We start from the raw sequence: 16,712 nt of genomic DNA, 5'->3' as shown, positions 1-16,712 counted from the left end.
GATAATTGGCTAAAGAATATTTGGATTGATGTTAGCACAGAAGCTAAGTTGAGGTTTTTGACCTCTGGTAGACTGTCCTGGAGTCAGTACCTTGGTTAGCGTCAGCCCATCTGCTGGCCAGTTCTGGCGCTATGATGAGGCGCTAGCCCCGGTGGTGAAGGAGGAACACGATGCTGAGTTGGGATCACACTCCAAGCCTGGAACCCATGCGCTGCTGTCGTGCCTGGGTCGAGATCAATCTGGCGGCGCTGCGCCACAATGTGCGCCAGTTTAGGGGACTGTTGCCCGCTACCACCCAACTCATGGCGGTAGTGAAGGCCGATGCCTACGGTCACGGTGCTGTTGTCGTTGCCCAAACGGCGCTGCAAGCTGGGGCCACCTGGCTTGGCGTGGCCACCGTCCCTGAGGGAATTGAGCTGAGGGCCGCAGGCGTTCAGGCACCAGTTTTGGTGATGGGGGCGGTCAACAGCCCTGAAGAAATGCAGGCGATCGCCCATTGGCGACTCCAGCCCACCCTGGTCAACCCCAAGCAGGCCCTAGTTTTTTCCGACACGCTCTCTGGACTAGCTGCTTCCTGTCCGGTGGGAGTGCATCTCAAGATCGACACTGGTATGACCCGCCTGGGGTTTCCCTGGGCTGAGGCCGTAGACTTTGTCCAGTTTGTGCGGCAGTTGCCCCACCTCAAAATCGACAGCCTCTACTCTCACCTGGCCACCGCTGACAGCCCCGACCCCACCATTATGCAGCAGCAGCAGCAGCGGTTTAGGGCGGCGCTAGGGCACCTTCAACAGCAGCAGTTGCTTCCTCCCCGGCTGCACTTGGCCAACACCGCCGCCACCCTGGCTGACCCCACGCTGCACTACGACCTGGTGCGAGTCGGTCTGGGGCTCTATGGCCTCTACCCAGCCCCCCATCTGCAATCGCGGCTCGATCTACAGCCGGTGATGCAGGTCAAAGCCCGCATCACCCATCTCAAGGATGTGCCCGCAGGCACCGGCGTTAGCTACGGCCATCAATACGTGTGCGATCGCCCCCTCCGCCTAGCAGTGGTCGGCATTGGCTACGCCGACGGGGTGCCGCGGGTGCTCTCTAACCGGCTACAGGTTATGGTCAAAGGCCGCCTAGCCCAGCAAATCGGCGCTATCACGATGGATCAGCTCATGCTAGATGTCAGCGATATCCCCAACTTGCAAGAGGGCGATGTCGTCACCCTACTCGGCCGCGACGGGCACCACACCATTGGCCCCGACGATTGGGCTGCCATGGCCAACACCATCAGCTGGGAAATTCTCTGTGGCTTTAAGCACCGTCTGCCCCGCATCGCCGTGGAGCAGCCCCTAGCCGCCTCTACCGCCATCCAGAGCTAGCTAAAGCCTACTTAGAGTGGCTAGCAGCGTTTCCGGCGATGTAGTTGGGTGCAACAGCGAAAACAGGTGGCAGTAGCGTAGTCGCCCCTGAGCGTCTAGCACAAATTGCGCTGGCAGGGGTGCCCCCAGCGCTTGCCCAGTGTGGTAAGTGCGAAAGCTTGCTCCTGTGGGGTCGCACAGCAGCGGCAATCTTAAGCTCAGATCGTCTACTGCCGCCTGAGCTTGACGCTGGGGCTGATTGCCGATCGCCAACACTTCGGCCCCAGCGTTGCGAAACTGGTCGTAGGCCTGATTGAACGCTACCAGCGAAGCGTACCGCTGAGGGCTGTAGGCCATCTCTGTTGGGAGGCGACAAAAGAGCAAGACTACCGGCTGCTTCCCTCGCCAGTTAGCCAGGCGCACGGTGCGCTGGTAGGTGACATCCCACAGGGCAAAGTCGGGGCATATCTGGCCGAGGGGCAGGCCTAATCGAGGGGGCAACGGCAGCCAATAGCGCCAGGGAGTAGCCTGGTTTGGGAGCGGCGCGATCGGGGTCATCAGGCCAAAAAATGACAATACAACAGCGGCATAGCAGGGGCAATCGCCACAGTATCGCTAAACCCCAGCAAAGAATTCCCGTGCCTTGACCGGATCGGGGTTCATGGTTTTATCTCCCGGTTGCCAATCAACCGGGCAGACTTCATCGGGGTTGGCCTGCACATGCTGGATGGCCTGCAAAACCCGCAGGGTTTCATCGACCTTGCGGCCAAAAGCCAGGTTGTTGATAGTGGCATGCTGAAGCACCCCATCTCGGTCGATGATAAACAGCCCCCGTAGCGCTACTCCGCTGTCGGGGTCAAGCACGTTGTAGTCAGCGCTGATGTCTTTCTTAATGTCAGATACCAGGGGATAGTTCAAGTCGCCTACCCCTCCTAGTTTACGCTCAGTTTGGATCCAGGCTAGGTGCGCAAATTCGCTGTCTACAGAGATGCCTAAGATCTCGGTGTTGAGAGCCTCAAACTCATCATAGCGATCGCTAAAGGCTGCAATTTCCGTAGGGCAAACGAAGGTGAAGTCGAGGGGGTAAAAGAACAGAACCACATAGCGGCCCCGGTAGTCGGATAGCTTAACGATTTTGAAATTTTGATCGACTACGGCGGTGGCGCTAAAGTCGGGGGCCATCTGACCTACCCGTAAACAGTCATCTCTCAGATCAGGCATGGGTTAATCCCCTCAAGGTCGTACCACCGGGTGCGCAGTATCATCATAGTACTTAGGCCAGAGAAAACCGCCTCTAGCGTCCGTACTTGGCCTAGCGGTGCCATATTGATATATACCCAAAACCCTTCGACGCTCCACCACAGCCGAACCTTAATCTGGGAAAGGAGCGAAAAAGCTGCGCTGGACAAGTAATTGAAAATGGCTCAGGCGGGATTTGAACCTGCGACCAAGGGCTTATGAGTCCCCTGCTCTACCACTGAGCTACTGAGCCGTAGCATCGATTTTTTTCCGGCTAGGGCATAGCCCTATCAGTCAACCAACAGTTAATGAATCTATCACAAAATTAGCCACTATACCAAGCTGTATCCAGCATTTTTTTGATAGACAAGATCCTACGAAAAACGGGCTGACAGCAATGTCAGCCCGCTTCACTAAACTATGGCCAAATATCTAGCGATCGGGCAGAAAGGCCATGGGATTGACGGTACCGCTGCTAGGCAAATGCACCTCAAAGTGAAGGTGAGGCCCGGTACTGTAGCCTGTGCTGCCCATCTCAGCGATCTGCTGTCCCTGGCGCACCTGTTCACCCTCACGCACCAGTAAACGGCTGTTGTGGGCATAGCGGGTCAGGCTACCGTCGGCGTGACGAATATCTACCAGGTTGCCGTAGCCACCGGAATTCCAACCCGATCGCGCGACAACACCCGGCGCTGCCGCCACAATCGGAGTCCCGACTGGCCCGGCGATGTCAACACCGCGGTGCATGCGGCCCCAACGCCAGCCGTAGCCAGACGTCAGGGTGCCACGGGCAGGCCAAACATAGCCGTTGGAAAGACGAGGTGCTTCGGGTAAAAACTCGTTGGCACCCGGCATCATCGGCATGTTGGGAGATACGGTCTGCCCAACATGCATGCTCGGCGCAACCCGATAAGCATCAGCACCCAGGGGAGCAGCTGCCAGCAGCTGACTAAGAGGAGCTGCGGCATCTACCTGCACAGGCTCATCAACCACGGCCTCAACTGCTGGATTCAGGGCAGTAGCGATCGGCTGCACCTGGTCTTTGGCAGCATCGGTCACTGTCCACTCGGCATCAGCAGCAGACGACACAAGGGTTTGGGCACCCTCCCTAGAGGCTAGAGCTGTTGCGCTAGCAGGTTCAGAGCCACCCACTGCGCTGGAAGCTACAGCTACTGGCTCAGGGCTATGGTACTCCAGAGCGACAGTTGCTGGAGCTGCATTGGTGACACGGCTGCGCTCAAGCTCTTGACGAGCTTCACGAATTCGCGCATTGAGTGCGTCGCGGTTAACCTGGCTGCTATTTGACTCACGAATGCGGGACAAGTGGTCGCGAATGGCCTGCTCACGGGTCCTAGGAGCCGCTGCCAAACCGCTGGAGGATAGGCCAACCGCTTCTTCCGTCGCTGAGGCTAAGGGAATGCTCAGGCTGTCGCCGACAGATAGAGCTTCAGGCTGGTTGACAGCGTTGTTATGGCTGAGAAGCTCATCTAGGGTGAGGCCGTTGCGAGAGGTAATTGACCATAGGGTGTCGCCCGGCTTTACCTGGTAGGACCGTACAGTACCAACTTCAGCGGTTGAAGTCGCCGCAGACGTTAGTGGAGGCAGCGCCGCTACGGTGAAATCTTTCTTGCTCTCTGCAACTGAGGTGCTGGCAGTTTCTGGAGCTAGAGTGCTAACTAAGGTGCTGGCAGTTTCCGGAGCTAGAGTGCTGGCAGCAGCAACGGGTCGTGGCGTCTGAGCGGTAGCAACCGGCTGTTCGCTTGCCTCGTAGAGCGGCAAACTAGCAAAGGACTCAACTGGTTCGGCCGTTGCACTAGCTACCTCGTCAACCCTGGCTATTTGCTGGCTGGCGGCGGCTGGCTGATCGTCGGCGACCGGAGCTGCTGCAGGCTCCTGGATAGCCTCTTGTTCAAGGGTAGGGAGGGCAGCCAGGGGGAGTGAGGAGATGCTGCCGCTAGCGCTACTCTCAAGCTCTTCTGAGGAAAATTTGTCTAGGTTAGCCGCAGCGAGATCTGCTTCAGATAGCTCATCTTCACTCGTGAGAGCCAGAGTCTCTTCTAACTGCCAAGTTTTTTCTAGCTCATCCGCTGAAGGTATGTCGTGGGAGGGTAACAGGCTGCTAGCCGTTGCTAAATCACCACCAACGCCTCCAGCGACACCGGCTTTGAGAGCCAAACGAGAGACGTCAGCGCTAACAGTCAAACTGGCCATGCCTACGGCAGGAACCCGAATAACCTGCCCAACCCGTAATACATCGTCTCCAGCAATGCCGTTAGCCACCTTAATGGCTTGAACATCGGCCTCGTGCTGGGCAGCAATTTTCCAGAGGCTTTCACCTGATTCAACGGTGTGATAAGCCGAGGATGAGGTTGTCTCAGCGGACACCAACTTGGGCGTCGGAGATTGATCTCGCTTCGCCGCAGGTAACACCGTTAGGTTAGGGCCATCGGCAGCTAGGGCTAATTCTGGCTCTGTGAGAAACGGAGCAGACGCTCCGAAAGATAGGGCTAGGCCCAGCATGGCTGCCGAGGTTTGCACTCGACGATAACCTCCTGAAGTCTCAGATTGAGCGCTGCTCAAACTAGAGGGCAGGCAATCAGCTTCAGACTCTTGGGGAACTACGCGTTTCAAGGAACGACCTCCTGTAAACCAGCGCTTAACAACCTAATGAAAGCCCCACAACTCATCGGATGGAGGCACCGCCAGTTGGCAGAAACTCTATCGGTTGAGGAGTGACAAGGCAAGGTGTTAGCAGAAGAACAACAACGGATCGACAGATTAACGCCTTAGCTAGGCAACAATACCCTGCTTTCGGCAACCTAGGCAAGTTTACATGACTTAACACGAAAATCAATACCCAGATGTCCTCTGTCATTTCCCTAAACACTAGGCTCGTGGTCGGGAACTTGATGAGCACAACATAAACGTTTAACCGCAAAAAAAAGTATTTGGCAAGCGTATTGTTTGGGGCTTGACTGGGCCGACTAACTGTAATGCACGCTTGGTTTTGAGGGCCATAAAGCTATTACGGCTAAGGCCGAAAACCCTTGGCTCATAAGGCCGATCGCACCCCTTCTAGATCGGGTGATTGAGCCTCTATAACCAATGGCAGATGTCGAGATCGAGGCTACCTAGATAATCTATATAAATTTCTTATCTCGACTGTACCCGTTTTGTATCGTCGGAAACCACTTATTTGTATTAGCGGCTTTTTAAGGTGATTTCACTCTGAAGAAGCCTTGGGTTGCGGGTTTTGCCCTTTAAGGTCACGGAGTAGCTCGCGCCATAGACTATATAGCTCAGCCCAATGATCTAAAGAGATGACATTACTCGATAGCTATCAACTATTGCCATGGCTGACATAGGTTCCCATATGCCTCTCTCAAATTCTGGTTAGCTCAGCTAGATCTGATGCTCAAGGCTAGGCTAGGTCTCGGTTTTCGGCACTATCTGGGGTGAAGTGTGGATGGAAGAGATGAAGCTGGCGCAGGGTCTCGTAAAGCGCTATGGCGGCGCTCACGGAAAGGTTGAGACTGCGCACAGCGGTTCGATCCATAGGAATGTAGGCGGTTTCGTCACAGGTGGCCAGGACTGTCTTGGGGAGTCCTGCGGTTTCGCTGCCAAACAGGAGCCAGTCATCAGGTCGATAGGTCAATTCTGTATAGCTACATCGCCCAGAGGTACTAAAGCCAATGGTTCGACCTCCCTGCTGGCGCTGCTGAGCAGAGAAAGTATCCCAGTCGGTGTGCAGGGTGAGGTTGACCTGGGGCCAGTAGTCGAGACCAGCTCGCTTGAGGGCGCGATCGCTGAGGTCAAACCCCAGGGGGCCAACGAGGTGTAGGGGAGTGGTCGTGGCGGCACAGGTGCGGGCGATATTCCCCGTATTGGGCGGGATCTGGGGCGTGACTAAAACAATGGTAGGCATAGACAAGAGAACCAAAATAGCAGGCTAGATCAGCGGGTGAGGGATGACTTTAGGACGGCGGTGGAAATGTCTAGGGGATATAGATTTTATTAATACTTCCCTCAGTAGTTTTACTCTGTTCGAAAACTGAGCGAAAAAGCGGGGATCGGGTTCTACTGAAGAAAGCTTTCCTTATTCCACCTATAAGTAAATTTTTACTTAGAAGCCCGCGATCGTGCCGTTAACCCTACGAAACTTCCCCTAGGCGGCGCAGGGTTCGCACAGATCACGGGCCAATATACCCTCGCTAGCGGCTACCTCAGCGATCGCATTTTGTATCACCTGCTGCACTGATTGCCCGGCTTCATGCCGCCGCAGCCAGCGCTGGGCCTCGTTGCCTTCCCGTAGAATCTTCTTCACCGGGCTGAGAAAGCAGCTGAGGCCGTTTGCCTTGGCGATTGGCCATACCTCATCGTAGAGCTGTTGGATCCAATCGCTGGCTAAAATTGGGCGACCGTCTTGCCAATGGCGCAGCTCGGCCTCTAGGCTCTGGCTGGCGGCGGCCATTTCGTTGGCATCGGTGAGGGCAACGAGGTCGTCGTTGCGGCTAGCGCCCGGCAGCTCACTTAGGGTCAGCGGGTCTAACTCTGGATTTTGAATTAGCTGGATCAGACGCGCTTCGAGCAGGGCCGCCACCGCCAGCAGTGCTACAGGGTCACTGATCAAGTCGCAAATGCGCAGCTCTAGGCGGTTGAGGTTGTAGGGGCGGCGATCGCCGTTGGGCCGCACCGATGACCACAGGTGGCGCACGTTTTGCATGGTGCCTGCCGCCAGCTGGGCTTCCATCCACTGGATGTGGTGGGCATGGCTGGTGAACAGGGGCACGTGAGCCGGGGTTTTGGGAAATACCTGCCAGCGGCTGGAGTGGGAACCGGTTGTTTTTCCGCCCAAAAACGGTGATGAGGCGGTGAGGGCCAGGTACAGAGGTGCTTCGACCCGCACCAGGCGACAGGCCCGCATCAAAATTTCTGGATCCGAGATGCCAATGTTTATGTGAACGCTGGCGGTGACTACGGTGGTGCCGTAAGTTTGCTCGATGTAGGCGTGATAGGGATTGCTAGGATCAGAGCGGTAGAAGCGATCGGTATCCCCCAGCGCTAGGGTGCTGCCGGGTACCAGGGTGTAGTTGCCTAGCCCCTTGAGGTACTGACGCAGCTCGTGGCGGGGGCGCACTAGCTCGCATAGCAGTTTCTCGTACTGGCAGAGCGGTGGGGTAGTGTACTCGACGTTGCGGCTGTCGGGCTCACGCACGAAACCATTGAGATCCGCCACAATTCGATCGGAGAGCCCGACCACATCGCCGGTGGGGGTGCCGGTATACATCTCAATTTCAAACCCTTTGGACAGCAGCACGGCATTCCTCGCTGAAGACGGCACACTATATATATTTAGTCAGTTGATCGCTGTTCTCATACTATCGGCAACCCGGTCCCCCGTTTAGGTGGCGGGGGACCGGGTTGTAGACTCCTAAGAAGGGTCGCTAGGAGAGGGCTGCCGTCGTCAGGGCGATCGCGCGTTTGGCGGCATAGGCGCGGGCAATGGTGTCGCAGCGCTCGTTGCCGGGGTCGCCGGAGTGGCCGCGCACGTAGATCCACTGCAAGGGGCGATCGAGGGTCTGGTTTACTTCGGTGGCGACGCTGTCTAAGGCCTCCCACAGATCGCGGTTGAGCACGGGCTTTTTGGCTGAGTTGACCCAGCCGCGCCGCTTCCAGCCAGCGATCCACTGGGTGATGCCCTTGAGGACGTATTCGCTGTCGGTGTGAATGGTGACGGCCTCGGTTTGACCGCTGTCGCGCAGCAGGGTCAGACCGGCGATCGCTGCCTGCATTTCCATGCGGTTGTTGGTGGTGGGAGACTCGCCGCCGCCGATCTCGTGAACCCCGCCATCGACTAGATACAGCACCGTACCCCAGCCGCCGGGGCCAGGGTTGCCGGAACAGGCACCGTCGGTATAAATTCGCTGAATAATGGCCATTGCTTCGATAGAATCCTCAAAAGTCGTTAGTTGAGCCGTGACGCATTTAGGTTCCCAGGGGGCATGCTAAAGGTAAGACCGGATGTCCTCCCCGGACACCCTATATTCAGGTCATGGGCAGGGTGCACCTATTCTCGTCACGGTTATCCCAACGGTGAAGTTAACCCCATGATGCTACGAGAACTAAAAGCTTTTGAGGCTTGCTGGCTAGATCTTAAGGATGTTTATCCCACCAGTGGCCAAGACAACATGCTGATTGCCCACGCCATGGGTCAGCTAGTGGATTGCCTAGCTAAGCCCAACCAGGTCGAGCAAGACCTACCCAGCCATTTGCAGGGGCTTTTTCGGCGGCTGGCGCTGGCCTATTTTCAGGGATACTCTGCCGCTGAGGGGCCGTCTGAGGCAGCTGTAGTCCCCCTGCCCATTCCCCAGCCCAGCCCCCACAGCGATCGCCAGCGGCGGCAAGATATTTCAGCGGCGGTCGAACGCGTCAAAGCTCTGGCCCAGCAGACTCAGTCCCGCATGTGTACCTCTCGGGGGCAGGCCGTCCAGTGTGCCGCCTCAGAGATGGAGACCCTGATTATTGAATTTTCAGACTGACGGCCCCAGCCTTGCTCCAACCTAATCAAGAGAGTTAAGTTAACCCTCCAGAGATAGGAGCGGGCACGGTATCTTAGTGCTATGGCCTACGAACCGCTGCACCACAAGTATCGCCCCCAGACCTTTGGCGCTCTGGTGGGGCAAGATGCGATCGCAACTACCCTCACCAGCGCCCTCAACCAGCAGCGCATTGCCCCTGCCTACCTATTTTGCGGCCCCCGGGGCACGGGCAAAACCTCCAGCGCCCGCATTTTGGCCAAGTCGCTCAACTGCATCGCCCAAGATCACCCCACCCCAAACCCCTGCGGTATCTGCGAAACCTGTCGCTCGATCACCAACGGCTCGGCTCTCGACTTCATTGAAATTGACGCCGCTAGCAACACCGGCGTTGATAACATCCGTGAGCTGATCGAGCGCGCCCAGTTCGCCCCTGTGCAGTGTCGGTACAAGGTTTATGTGGTTGACGAGTGTCACATGCTCAGTACGGCGGCGTTTAATGCGTTGCTCAAGACCTTGGAGGAACCGCCCAGCAATGTGGTGTTCATCCTCGCGACTACCGACCCCCAACGGGTGCTGCCGACGATTATTTCTCGCTGCCAGCGGTTTGACTACCGGCGCATTCCTCTAGAGCCAATGATCGTTCACCTACGAAAAATTGCTGACCAGGAGGCGATCGCTATTAGCGACGAAGCCCTGCGTCTGGTGGCTCAGGTTTCCCAAGGGGGGCTGCGCGATGCCCAGAGTCTGCTCGATCAGCTCAGTCTGCTAGCGCCTCCTGTGGAAGCCGATGCGGTGTGGGACTTGGTGGGGGCCGTACCCGAGCGCGATCTGCTGGCCCTGGTGCAGGCCATCCTTAGCGACGACGGCACTGCCGTGCTCGACGGTGCCCGCAAGCTCATGGATCGGGGCCGGGAGCCGCTGATTGTGCTGCAAAACCTGGCCGGGTTCTACCGCGATTTGTTGATTGCTAAGACGGCAGGCGATCGCCACGACCTAGTAGCCATCACCCCGCCCACCTGGGCCGACATGCAAACCCTGGTGCAAGCTCTCGATCCAACCCTGTTTCTGCTGGGGCAACAGCACCTGCGCAGCGCTGAGGGACAGGTCAAAAACACCACCCAGCCTCGGCTGTGGCTAGAGGTAACGCTGCTGGGGTTGCTGCCCTCAACGCTGGCGGGGCAAGCCGGTGGAACCATGGGTGTTGGGCGGTCTGGAGGCGCGATCGCCCCTATACCTGCACCGAGCCCTACACCCCAGCCAGCACCATCGGTTGTCAGTCCACCGTTGTCAGTGCCGCCGCCCGCCCCTTCAGACATGGCACTGCCGCCGGGAACTGCCAATGGGGCAGCGCCAACGCCAGCCCCTGTGCCTGCCGCCGCATCAAATTCTCCCCCCAGCAATGACCACGAAGCGCCGTCCGCTGCTGAAGCCACCCCATCCCCTAACCTGGGGCAGCTGTGGCTTCAGGTGATAGCCGTGCTAGAGCCCCTAGGCACCCGTGCCCTGATGCAGCAGCAGGGCAGCCTGCTGTTTTTTGACGGGGTGGTGGCCCGAGTGGGCATCAGCTCTAGGCCGCTGTTTAAGATGGCCCAGGGCCGAGTCGAGAATGTAGAGGCAGCCTTTCGGCAGGTGCTCAACCACAAAGTGCAGGTTTCCCTAGAGGTGCTGCCCGACCCAAAGCCTGAGGCCCCAGCCCCCAACATTTCCCAGGCGCCGGGGCAGCAAAATACCACCCCACCGCCGCCAGTTGTTCTCAGTCCTCCGCCCTCGCCTGTCATTTCAGCGCCCTCAGCAGAAGCATCAGCAGAACCGGCCGCAACTCCTGATCCTCCTCTCCCGGCAGACACCAGTCCTGCGGCTCCTGCGCCATCATCCCTGCCTGCGATCGCCAGCGACTTTGACCGAGCCGTAAAAAACTTTGCCCATTTCTTTAATGGGCAGGTGGTCGATTTGAACGATGACCTGAGTCCCGGGCTCGACCCAACGCCGCTAAAGCCCTCTGAGGCAGCAGCTAAGCAGCCCTCCCACGCCGACAAAGATGTGCCGTTTTAGGGAGTGCGATCGCTACCTACGAAATCTCAACCTGGCGTTAAACAGGCACTGGCGTTAAGCAGGCAGGATTCGGCATCTAATGGTTTCGTTTAGCCAAAGGTGCCGCCGTTCCAGCCCCACATGGCACCAGGGGCATCGGCAAACTCGATATAGGTACGATTTTTGGCTACTCCCAGAGCGGTCTCAAGCTGGGTGCAAAACTCCTCGCTCATAGCTCGGGTTTTGGCACTACCCATAGTGCCCACGCTTTTGATCTCGACGTAGCACACGGGCTCTGTAGTACCGCCAAAGGTCATGGGTATGTTGGCTTCAAAAGCCGTCATCACGTAGGATTCTGGCTTGCCCAAGTGGCTGGCCAAACTGGCGGAAAGCTCCTTTAGTAGCCCTTCGACCTCGGCCTTGTCGGGAGAGGAGACAGATGTTTGGACTTTGATCAGAGGCATGGGTGTGGTGTAGGGAGTGAGGAAGATGGGGCGGGTGGGAGAGATGGGGAGTGAGAAGAGTTTTGAGTGTGAATTTAAGCTTTACTGCTACAACTCAACACTCAAAACTGAGAACTTAAAACTCATCAACCTATCTACCCGCCATAGTTCCAGCCGGTGCTTTCGAGCAGGAGGGGGTCGCCTTCGCGGTGAATGGCAGCACCGACCACTTCGCCCACAAACACCGTGTGGTCACCGTGCTCTACAGCGCCCACCACCCGACATTCCACATAGCCAAGGGTGTCTTTAATGATGGGGCAGCCGGTTTCAGGGCCAGGGTAAAACTCGATGTCTTCAAACTTGTTGCCCACCCGGCGCAAGGGTTTAAAGAAGTTTTGGGCCAGATCTTTCTGCCCAGCTTCTAAAAAGCTGAGGGCAAACACGCCGCTGGATTTCACCATGGCGTGGGAGGCGGAGTCATTTTTGACGCAGTTCACCACCAGGGGGGGCTGAAAGGAGGCCTGCATTACCCAGCTTGCCGTGAAGCCGTTGAGGTCATCTCCATCTTTAACACCACAGATGTAGAGCCCATGGGGAATCTTGCGCAAAAGGGTTTTCTTAGCTTGCTCGTCTAGCACAGGATACCTACAGAATGCAGCTTTAGGGGCAGTGTAATACAGCTTTTGCCCCCGACTCTACCCAATTGGTCATAAAAAAGGCGCACTGCTGTGCGCCTAGTGTGGTGTGTGATGCCCTGACCCTATTTGTTGGGTTGGGGAGTCATGCGCAGGTAGGGCTTGATTTCGGTTACGCCCTTAGGGAAGCGCTGCTTAGCTTCTTCGGTGGGGATGGCGGGAGACACTACAACGTCCTCGCCATCTTTCCAGTCGACGGGGGTAGCGACGCTGTAGTTGTCGGTGAGCTGTAGCGAGTCAATCACCCGCAGAATCTCAGCGAAGTTGCGTCCGGTGCTCGGCGGATAAGTAATGGTCAGCCGCAGCTTTTTGCTGGGGTCAATGACGAACACGCTGCGCACGGTCACTTTGGCGTTGGCGTTGGGGTGAATCATGCCGTAGAGGTCGGCGACCTTTTTGTCGTCGTCGGCAATGATAGGGTAGTTGACGGTCACGCCCTGGGTCTCGTTAATGTCGCCAATCCAGCCCTGGTGGGAGTCAGCGCTATCTACGCTGAGGGCAATGACTTTGGCGTTGCGCTTGTCAAACTCGGGCTTGAGTCTGGCCACGCTGCCCAACTCAGTGGTGCACACGGGGGTGTAGTCAGCGGGGTGCGAAAACAGCACTACCCAGCTATCGCCAGCCCAGCTATAAAAGTCAATCTCACCCTCGCTGGTTTGCTGGGTGAAGTTAGGTACCTGATCGCCAAGTTGAAGCGCCATCTCAAATCTCCGTTTAATCTCGACAGGGTGCAAAAAAGTTGCTCAGCGTTCACGTTCGCTATTCTCCCATAAACCCCGGTATTCCGGTCGGGGTTTAGAGGATTATCTTAAGGATTGTATCGCAGGCTCTGGGGCTAGGTGCGATTGCCTAATTACCCCTGCTTGCCAATGTCCCTCGCCCACAAAACAAACACCCAGGGACATGCCCCAGGTGTTTCGTAAATCGTTGCTCGACCCCATAGTTGGGAAATGGTTAGGGACCTCCCATTGGTTGCGCCTAGATCTGGCGGTCAAAGACTTTGGGCGCATAGGCACTACACCCGTCGCAAGGCCCCATAGGATTCATCGCGCAGCGCAGGTAGGGCGATCGCGCATTTAAGTCACAGGTGATGTCGCCGAGCATGTAGCCCATGCCATCGACGTAGTGCATATCGCTATTGCCATCAAGCAGCTTAAGCATGCCCTGACCAAAGGCGGTCGGCATCGTTGAAGCGTTGCTGCACTTTTCATCTCGGTCAGCCCGCACGCTCAGGTATGCCGACACCAGGGCTGGGGTAAGACCGACAACGAAAATTAAAACAATAACGAGCATGAACCTATTCTTTAGGAGATTAGCAAGGTCATCCTAACTCGATGAATTGGCAGACCAGCCCAATGGCGATCGGGATTGGTACGTACCGTTGCGTTAATTAATTTTTCGTAACATTGGCTGGCCAAGGCCGCTCCTCCCCCTTGCGCTAAATCAATAGCGTGAATCACCACCAGCTAAGGCTCCAGATATCTGCAACCGAGAGACGACGACTTTGCATTTAAAAGGTTCCCGACTGTAGATATTATTGGATGAATTTATGGTTAAACTTTGAAGGAGAACGGTTTTTGGCGCAGTTCTTACCCAAAATCGCCTTGTTTTCCTATCGCCTGAACAAGATCCTGAACTTTTCAGAACTTTCATGTATTGGCGGATCTTGGTTTATAGCCGATTATCAAAACATCCTGTAGACTCGCGTGTGCTCCAAAGCTAAGACCGGGTAGGGCCACAGGACATTGTGGAGGTTCGCTCCTCAGTGATAGCGCCTTACCCGGCTTTTTATTCTTTAAAGTCTGAATATCTAAATCCTGCCTCTGTCGAGCTGACGCTGGCGCTAATCTCCCCTCAACCTAGCCCTGAGCGCAAAGACGACGGCTACCATCCGCAAGCCTAGAGGTATGGGTGGTAATAGCTGATGATGACTTTGGCGATCGCGGTGGTTTCTCTCAACCCCTTCGCTAGGCTTTTCAATCTCATAGCTCGCTGTGTTCGGTTACTCCGTCGTGCTGGCAGCTTCAGACATGGCGTAGAGTTGCAGCCATTCTTCTACCACGTAGGGCGCCGTAACTAGTCGGGCCGTGCCCCCACCCCGCAGCGGCACCCGCAGCGTCAGCGGAATCGGGCGCTGAACATCGGCCAGCACGGCATCTATTTGGTATTGAGCAACCCCATCGGGCAGCGCTTGGGTTTGAGGATCAAGCTGGTGCGGCGCTTGCCATTGGGCGCTAGTGCCGGTTTTAATGGCCAGGTCACGATTGGGATCTGTAACCCCCTGCCCCGGAAAGCCTACCAAACGCAGGTAGGTACCTTGAAAAATACCCTCGGTGTAACGCTTAAACACCGTGGCCTGCCAAGCTAAATTGGTCTGGTCACGCAGGCTCTGGCGCGAACGGTAGGTCGTTTGCCCAGGCTGCTCGTGGTAAGTGTGAATAGATGCCAGGGCTGGCTCGGCCAGCGCCAGCAGCAGCAAACAGCCCAGCAGGAGGGCCAGAATTGTCAGCCGCAGGGCACGCCAGAGGTGATGCATGGGGGGATGAGGGTAGGGAAGATGAGGAGATGGAGAAGGGCGGCCACATTGTTAGCGGCTACGCCCATTATCTCCCCCATCATCCTCACCCTCCTCATCTTCCCTACTACAACTGGCTCATCTGATTCAGCGTCTGTCGATAGCCCGCAGCTTCCCCCTGCTGTAAAAAGAGCTGGGCGGCTTGCTCAAAGTCGCGGCGGGCACCGGCATCATCTCCCAAACGGGCGCGCACCACCCCTCGGTTGTAAAACAGTCTTGGGTCGGCGCTATTGGAAGCGCTCACAATGGCCTGGGTGAGGTCTTGATAGGCATCTTGGGGCTGGTTCACCTGAAGGTAAGCCGAGCCGCGAGCCGAGTAGGCCTCTAGGTAGCTGGGTTGTGCCGCGAGGGCCTGACTGTAGTCATCGATCGCACCAAAAACATCCCCCATAGACAGGCGGGCGTCGCCCCGAGCCTTAAAAGCCTCTGCGTAGGCGGGGTCGAGGAATAGCGCTTCGGTGTAGTCTGCGATCGCGGCGGTTGCATCCCCCGCTTTCAGCAGCGCATCGCCTTTTTGTTTGTAGGCCATGGCCGAGTCAGGATTGAGCTGTAGCACCTGGGCAAAGTCTTGCTGGGCCCCGCCTAGGTCGCCCTGTCTGGCTCGAACGCTGCCCCGGCTCATGTAGGCTTCGGACAGTTCGGGGTTGAGTGCAAGGGCACGATCTAAATCCTGTAAAGCCCGATTAGGTCGCCCCTGGCGGAAATAAACGTAGCTGCGGTTGAGGTAGGCCCGGGCCAGCTCAGGGTCACGGTTGACGGCCTCGTTGAGGTCGCTCAAGGCCGCATCAAACAACCCTAAGTGGTAATAGGCCACCCCACGCCCCATATAGGCTCGCGGCAAATCGCCATTCAGCTCAATGGCCTGGCTGAAGTCAGCCACGGCTGCGGTGTAGTTGTTGACCTGCTCCAAGGCAAAGCCCCGCAGTACGTAGGCTGTCGGATTGTCGGGCGTAAGCTCAATGGCGGTGGAAAAATCTTCAATGGCGAGATCGTAACGGCCCTGCTCGCTGTCAATTAGGCCGCGGTAGAGGTAAGCACCTACGGCGTCTGGGTTGAGCTCAAGGGCAGCGTTGAAATCGGTCTGGGCCTGGCTAGACTCACCCTGGCGGTAGTAAACGCTGCCTCGGGCAAAGAGGGCGTTGGTGTTGCTCGGCTCAAGGCTGAGGGCCTGATTGAGGTCGATGAGGGCGCGATTGTAGTCGCCCTGCTCAGAGTAAATTAGGCCTCGGTAGAGGTAGGCGTTGGCCAGGCTAGAATCCTGTTCGATCGCCAGGTCAAAGGCTTCGAGGGCGGCGGTGTAGTCACCGCTGTTGTAGCGTTCGACTCCCAGGTTATAGGCACCAATGGCGGATAGACCGGGCTCAGTTGCTTCCGGGTCAGGTGTTTCAGGCTCAGCGGGAGCGGGCTCAAAGCCTTCAAGATCCAACTCCTCGGGTTCAACAACCCCCGGCTCCATACCCTCAGGTTCAGCGGGAGTTTGGGCATAGCCCCTCCCAGGAGTGGCCCCGATCATTAGGCTCAGACCCAACAGCAAAATGGCATAACGCAGTTTCATTGCTTCCCCTCCACCGACGGTGTTTGCAGATTCAGTAGGCTGGTGCTGCCCTTAAGCAGATTATTTTGTCAGCATACCCACCCACGCCCCTGGGGCTAATGATAGGCCAGCTTTTGTGGGTTGCAATCGCGATTTCTGAAGTTTTAAGCCTCTGCCTAAGCCTTGATCTACAACTAAGAGCTGATTTCTAAAGAAAACCTAAAATTTGAGGAGTCGATAGGAGGTGGCATTTTTAGGCTGGAGTTGTAGCCAAGCTTCAAAATTATGAGCAAGCTTCCCACAGTCACCA

The 16,712-nt window shown here is 56.8% G+C and carries 15 protein-coding genes and 1 tRNA gene; 3 read left to right on the top strand and 13 right to left on the bottom strand.

Annotated elements, in window-relative coordinates; translation table 11 throughout:
• Positions 1-170: 170 nt before the first annotated feature.
• Complete coding sequence (alr, locus tag H6F57_RS02640) at positions 171-1,367, top strand: alanine racemase (protein WP_190629353.1); 1,197 nt, start codon at positions 171-173, stop codon at positions 1,365-1,367.
• On the opposite strand, the gene H6F57_RS02635 is transcribed toward alr, so the two are convergent.
• The 7 genes from H6F57_RS02635 to rnhA form a co-directional block, all read right to left on the bottom strand.
• The gene (locus H6F57_RS02635; RefSeq protein ID WP_190629351.1) at positions 1,368-1,904 is read right to left on the bottom strand and encodes a peroxiredoxin family protein; all 537 of its coding nucleotides are present in this window, start codon (positions 1,902-1,904) and stop codon (positions 1,368-1,370) included.
• 57 nt (positions 1,905-1,961) lie between these two features.
• Positions 1,962-2,567: a peroxiredoxin gene (locus tag H6F57_RS02630; protein WP_190629349.1), complete on the bottom strand. Its 606-nt coding sequence runs from the start codon at positions 2,565-2,567 to the stop codon at positions 1,962-1,964.
• Between the two features lie 199 nt (positions 2,568-2,766).
• Positions 2,767-2,838, bottom strand: a tRNA-Met gene (locus H6F57_RS02625).
• 179 nt (positions 2,839-3,017) lie between these two features.
• Entirely contained in the window at positions 3,018-5,216 is a 2,199-nt protein-coding gene (locus tag H6F57_RS02620) for a peptidoglycan DD-metalloendopeptidase family protein (protein ID WP_190629348.1), read from the bottom strand.
• 790 nt (positions 5,217-6,006) lie between these two features.
• On the bottom strand, positions 6,007-6,510 hold the full coding sequence (locus tag H6F57_RS02615) for a tRNA (cytidine(34)-2'-O)-methyltransferase (protein WP_190629345.1): 504 nt from the start codon (positions 6,508-6,510) through the stop codon (positions 6,007-6,009).
• Between the two features lie 240 nt (positions 6,511-6,750).
• Complete coding sequence (gshA, locus tag H6F57_RS02610) at positions 6,751-7,902, bottom strand: glutamate--cysteine ligase (protein ID WP_190629343.1); 1,152 nt, start codon at positions 7,900-7,902, stop codon at positions 6,751-6,753.
• A 127-nt stretch (positions 7,903-8,029) separates the two neighbouring features.
• On the bottom strand, positions 8,030-8,524 hold the full coding sequence (gene rnhA, locus H6F57_RS02605; RefSeq protein WP_190629341.1) for a ribonuclease HI: 495 nt from the start codon (positions 8,522-8,524) through the stop codon (positions 8,030-8,032).
• A 168-nt stretch (positions 8,525-8,692) separates the two neighbouring features.
• On the opposite strand from rnhA, the gene H6F57_RS02600 reads away from it, so the two are divergent.
• Together H6F57_RS02600 and H6F57_RS02595 are read left to right on the top strand one after the other, a co-directional pair.
• The gene (locus H6F57_RS02600; RefSeq protein WP_190629303.1) at positions 8,693-9,124 is read left to right on the top strand and encodes a hypothetical protein; all 432 of its coding nucleotides are present in this window, start codon (positions 8,693-8,695) and stop codon (positions 9,122-9,124) included.
• Between the two features lie 81 nt (positions 9,125-9,205).
• Positions 9,206-11,176, top strand: a complete 1,971-nt coding sequence (locus tag H6F57_RS02595; protein WP_190629301.1) for a DNA polymerase III subunit gamma/tau — start codon at positions 9,206-9,208, stop codon at positions 11,174-11,176.
• An 89-nt stretch (positions 11,177-11,265) separates the two neighbouring features.
• On the opposite strand, the gene H6F57_RS02590 is transcribed toward H6F57_RS02595, so the two are convergent.
• The 6 genes from H6F57_RS02590 to H6F57_RS02565 all read right to left on the bottom strand — a co-directional run bounded on the left by H6F57_RS02590 (position 11,266) and on the right by H6F57_RS02565 (position 16,423).
• Positions 11,266-11,619 carry a phenylpyruvate tautomerase MIF-related protein gene (locus tag H6F57_RS02590; RefSeq protein WP_190629300.1) on the bottom strand — a complete coding sequence of 118 codons (354 nt, stop codon included), beginning with the start codon at positions 11,617-11,619 and terminating at the stop codon, positions 11,266-11,268.
• A 134-nt stretch (positions 11,620-11,753) separates the two neighbouring features.
• On the bottom strand, positions 11,754-12,236 hold the full coding sequence (locus H6F57_RS02585) for a flavin reductase family protein (protein ID WP_190629298.1): 483 nt from the start codon (positions 12,234-12,236) through the stop codon (positions 11,754-11,756).
• A gap of 122 nt (positions 12,237-12,358) precedes the next feature.
• Positions 12,359-12,994, bottom strand: coding sequence for a peroxiredoxin (locus H6F57_RS02580; protein WP_190629296.1), 636 nt, complete (start codon positions 12,992-12,994; stop codon positions 12,359-12,361).
• A gap of 277 nt (positions 12,995-13,271) precedes the next feature.
• A complete protein-coding gene (locus tag H6F57_RS02575; protein WP_190629294.1) occupies positions 13,272-13,586 on the bottom strand; it encodes a DUF6464 family protein in 315 nt (104 codons plus the stop codon).
• Between the two features lie 709 nt (positions 13,587-14,295).
• On the bottom strand, positions 14,296-14,829 hold the full coding sequence (locus H6F57_RS02570) for a DUF3122 domain-containing protein (protein ID WP_190629292.1): 534 nt from the start codon (positions 14,827-14,829) through the stop codon (positions 14,296-14,298).
• 106 nt (positions 14,830-14,935) lie between these two features.
• The gene (locus tag H6F57_RS02565) at positions 14,936-16,423 is read right to left on the bottom strand and encodes a tetratricopeptide repeat protein (RefSeq protein ID WP_190629291.1); all 1,488 of its coding nucleotides are present in this window, start codon (positions 16,421-16,423) and stop codon (positions 14,936-14,938) included.
• Positions 16,424-16,712 lie beyond the last annotated feature (289 nt).

Source organism: Leptolyngbya sp. FACHB-60, assembly GCF_014695775.1.
Classification (GTDB): Bacteria; Cyanobacteriota; Cyanobacteriia; order Phormidesmidales; family Phormidesmidaceae; genus Nodosilinea.
The sequence above is the reverse complement of the archived record's forward strand: the minus strand, read 5'-3'. Positions and strand labels throughout refer to the sequence as shown.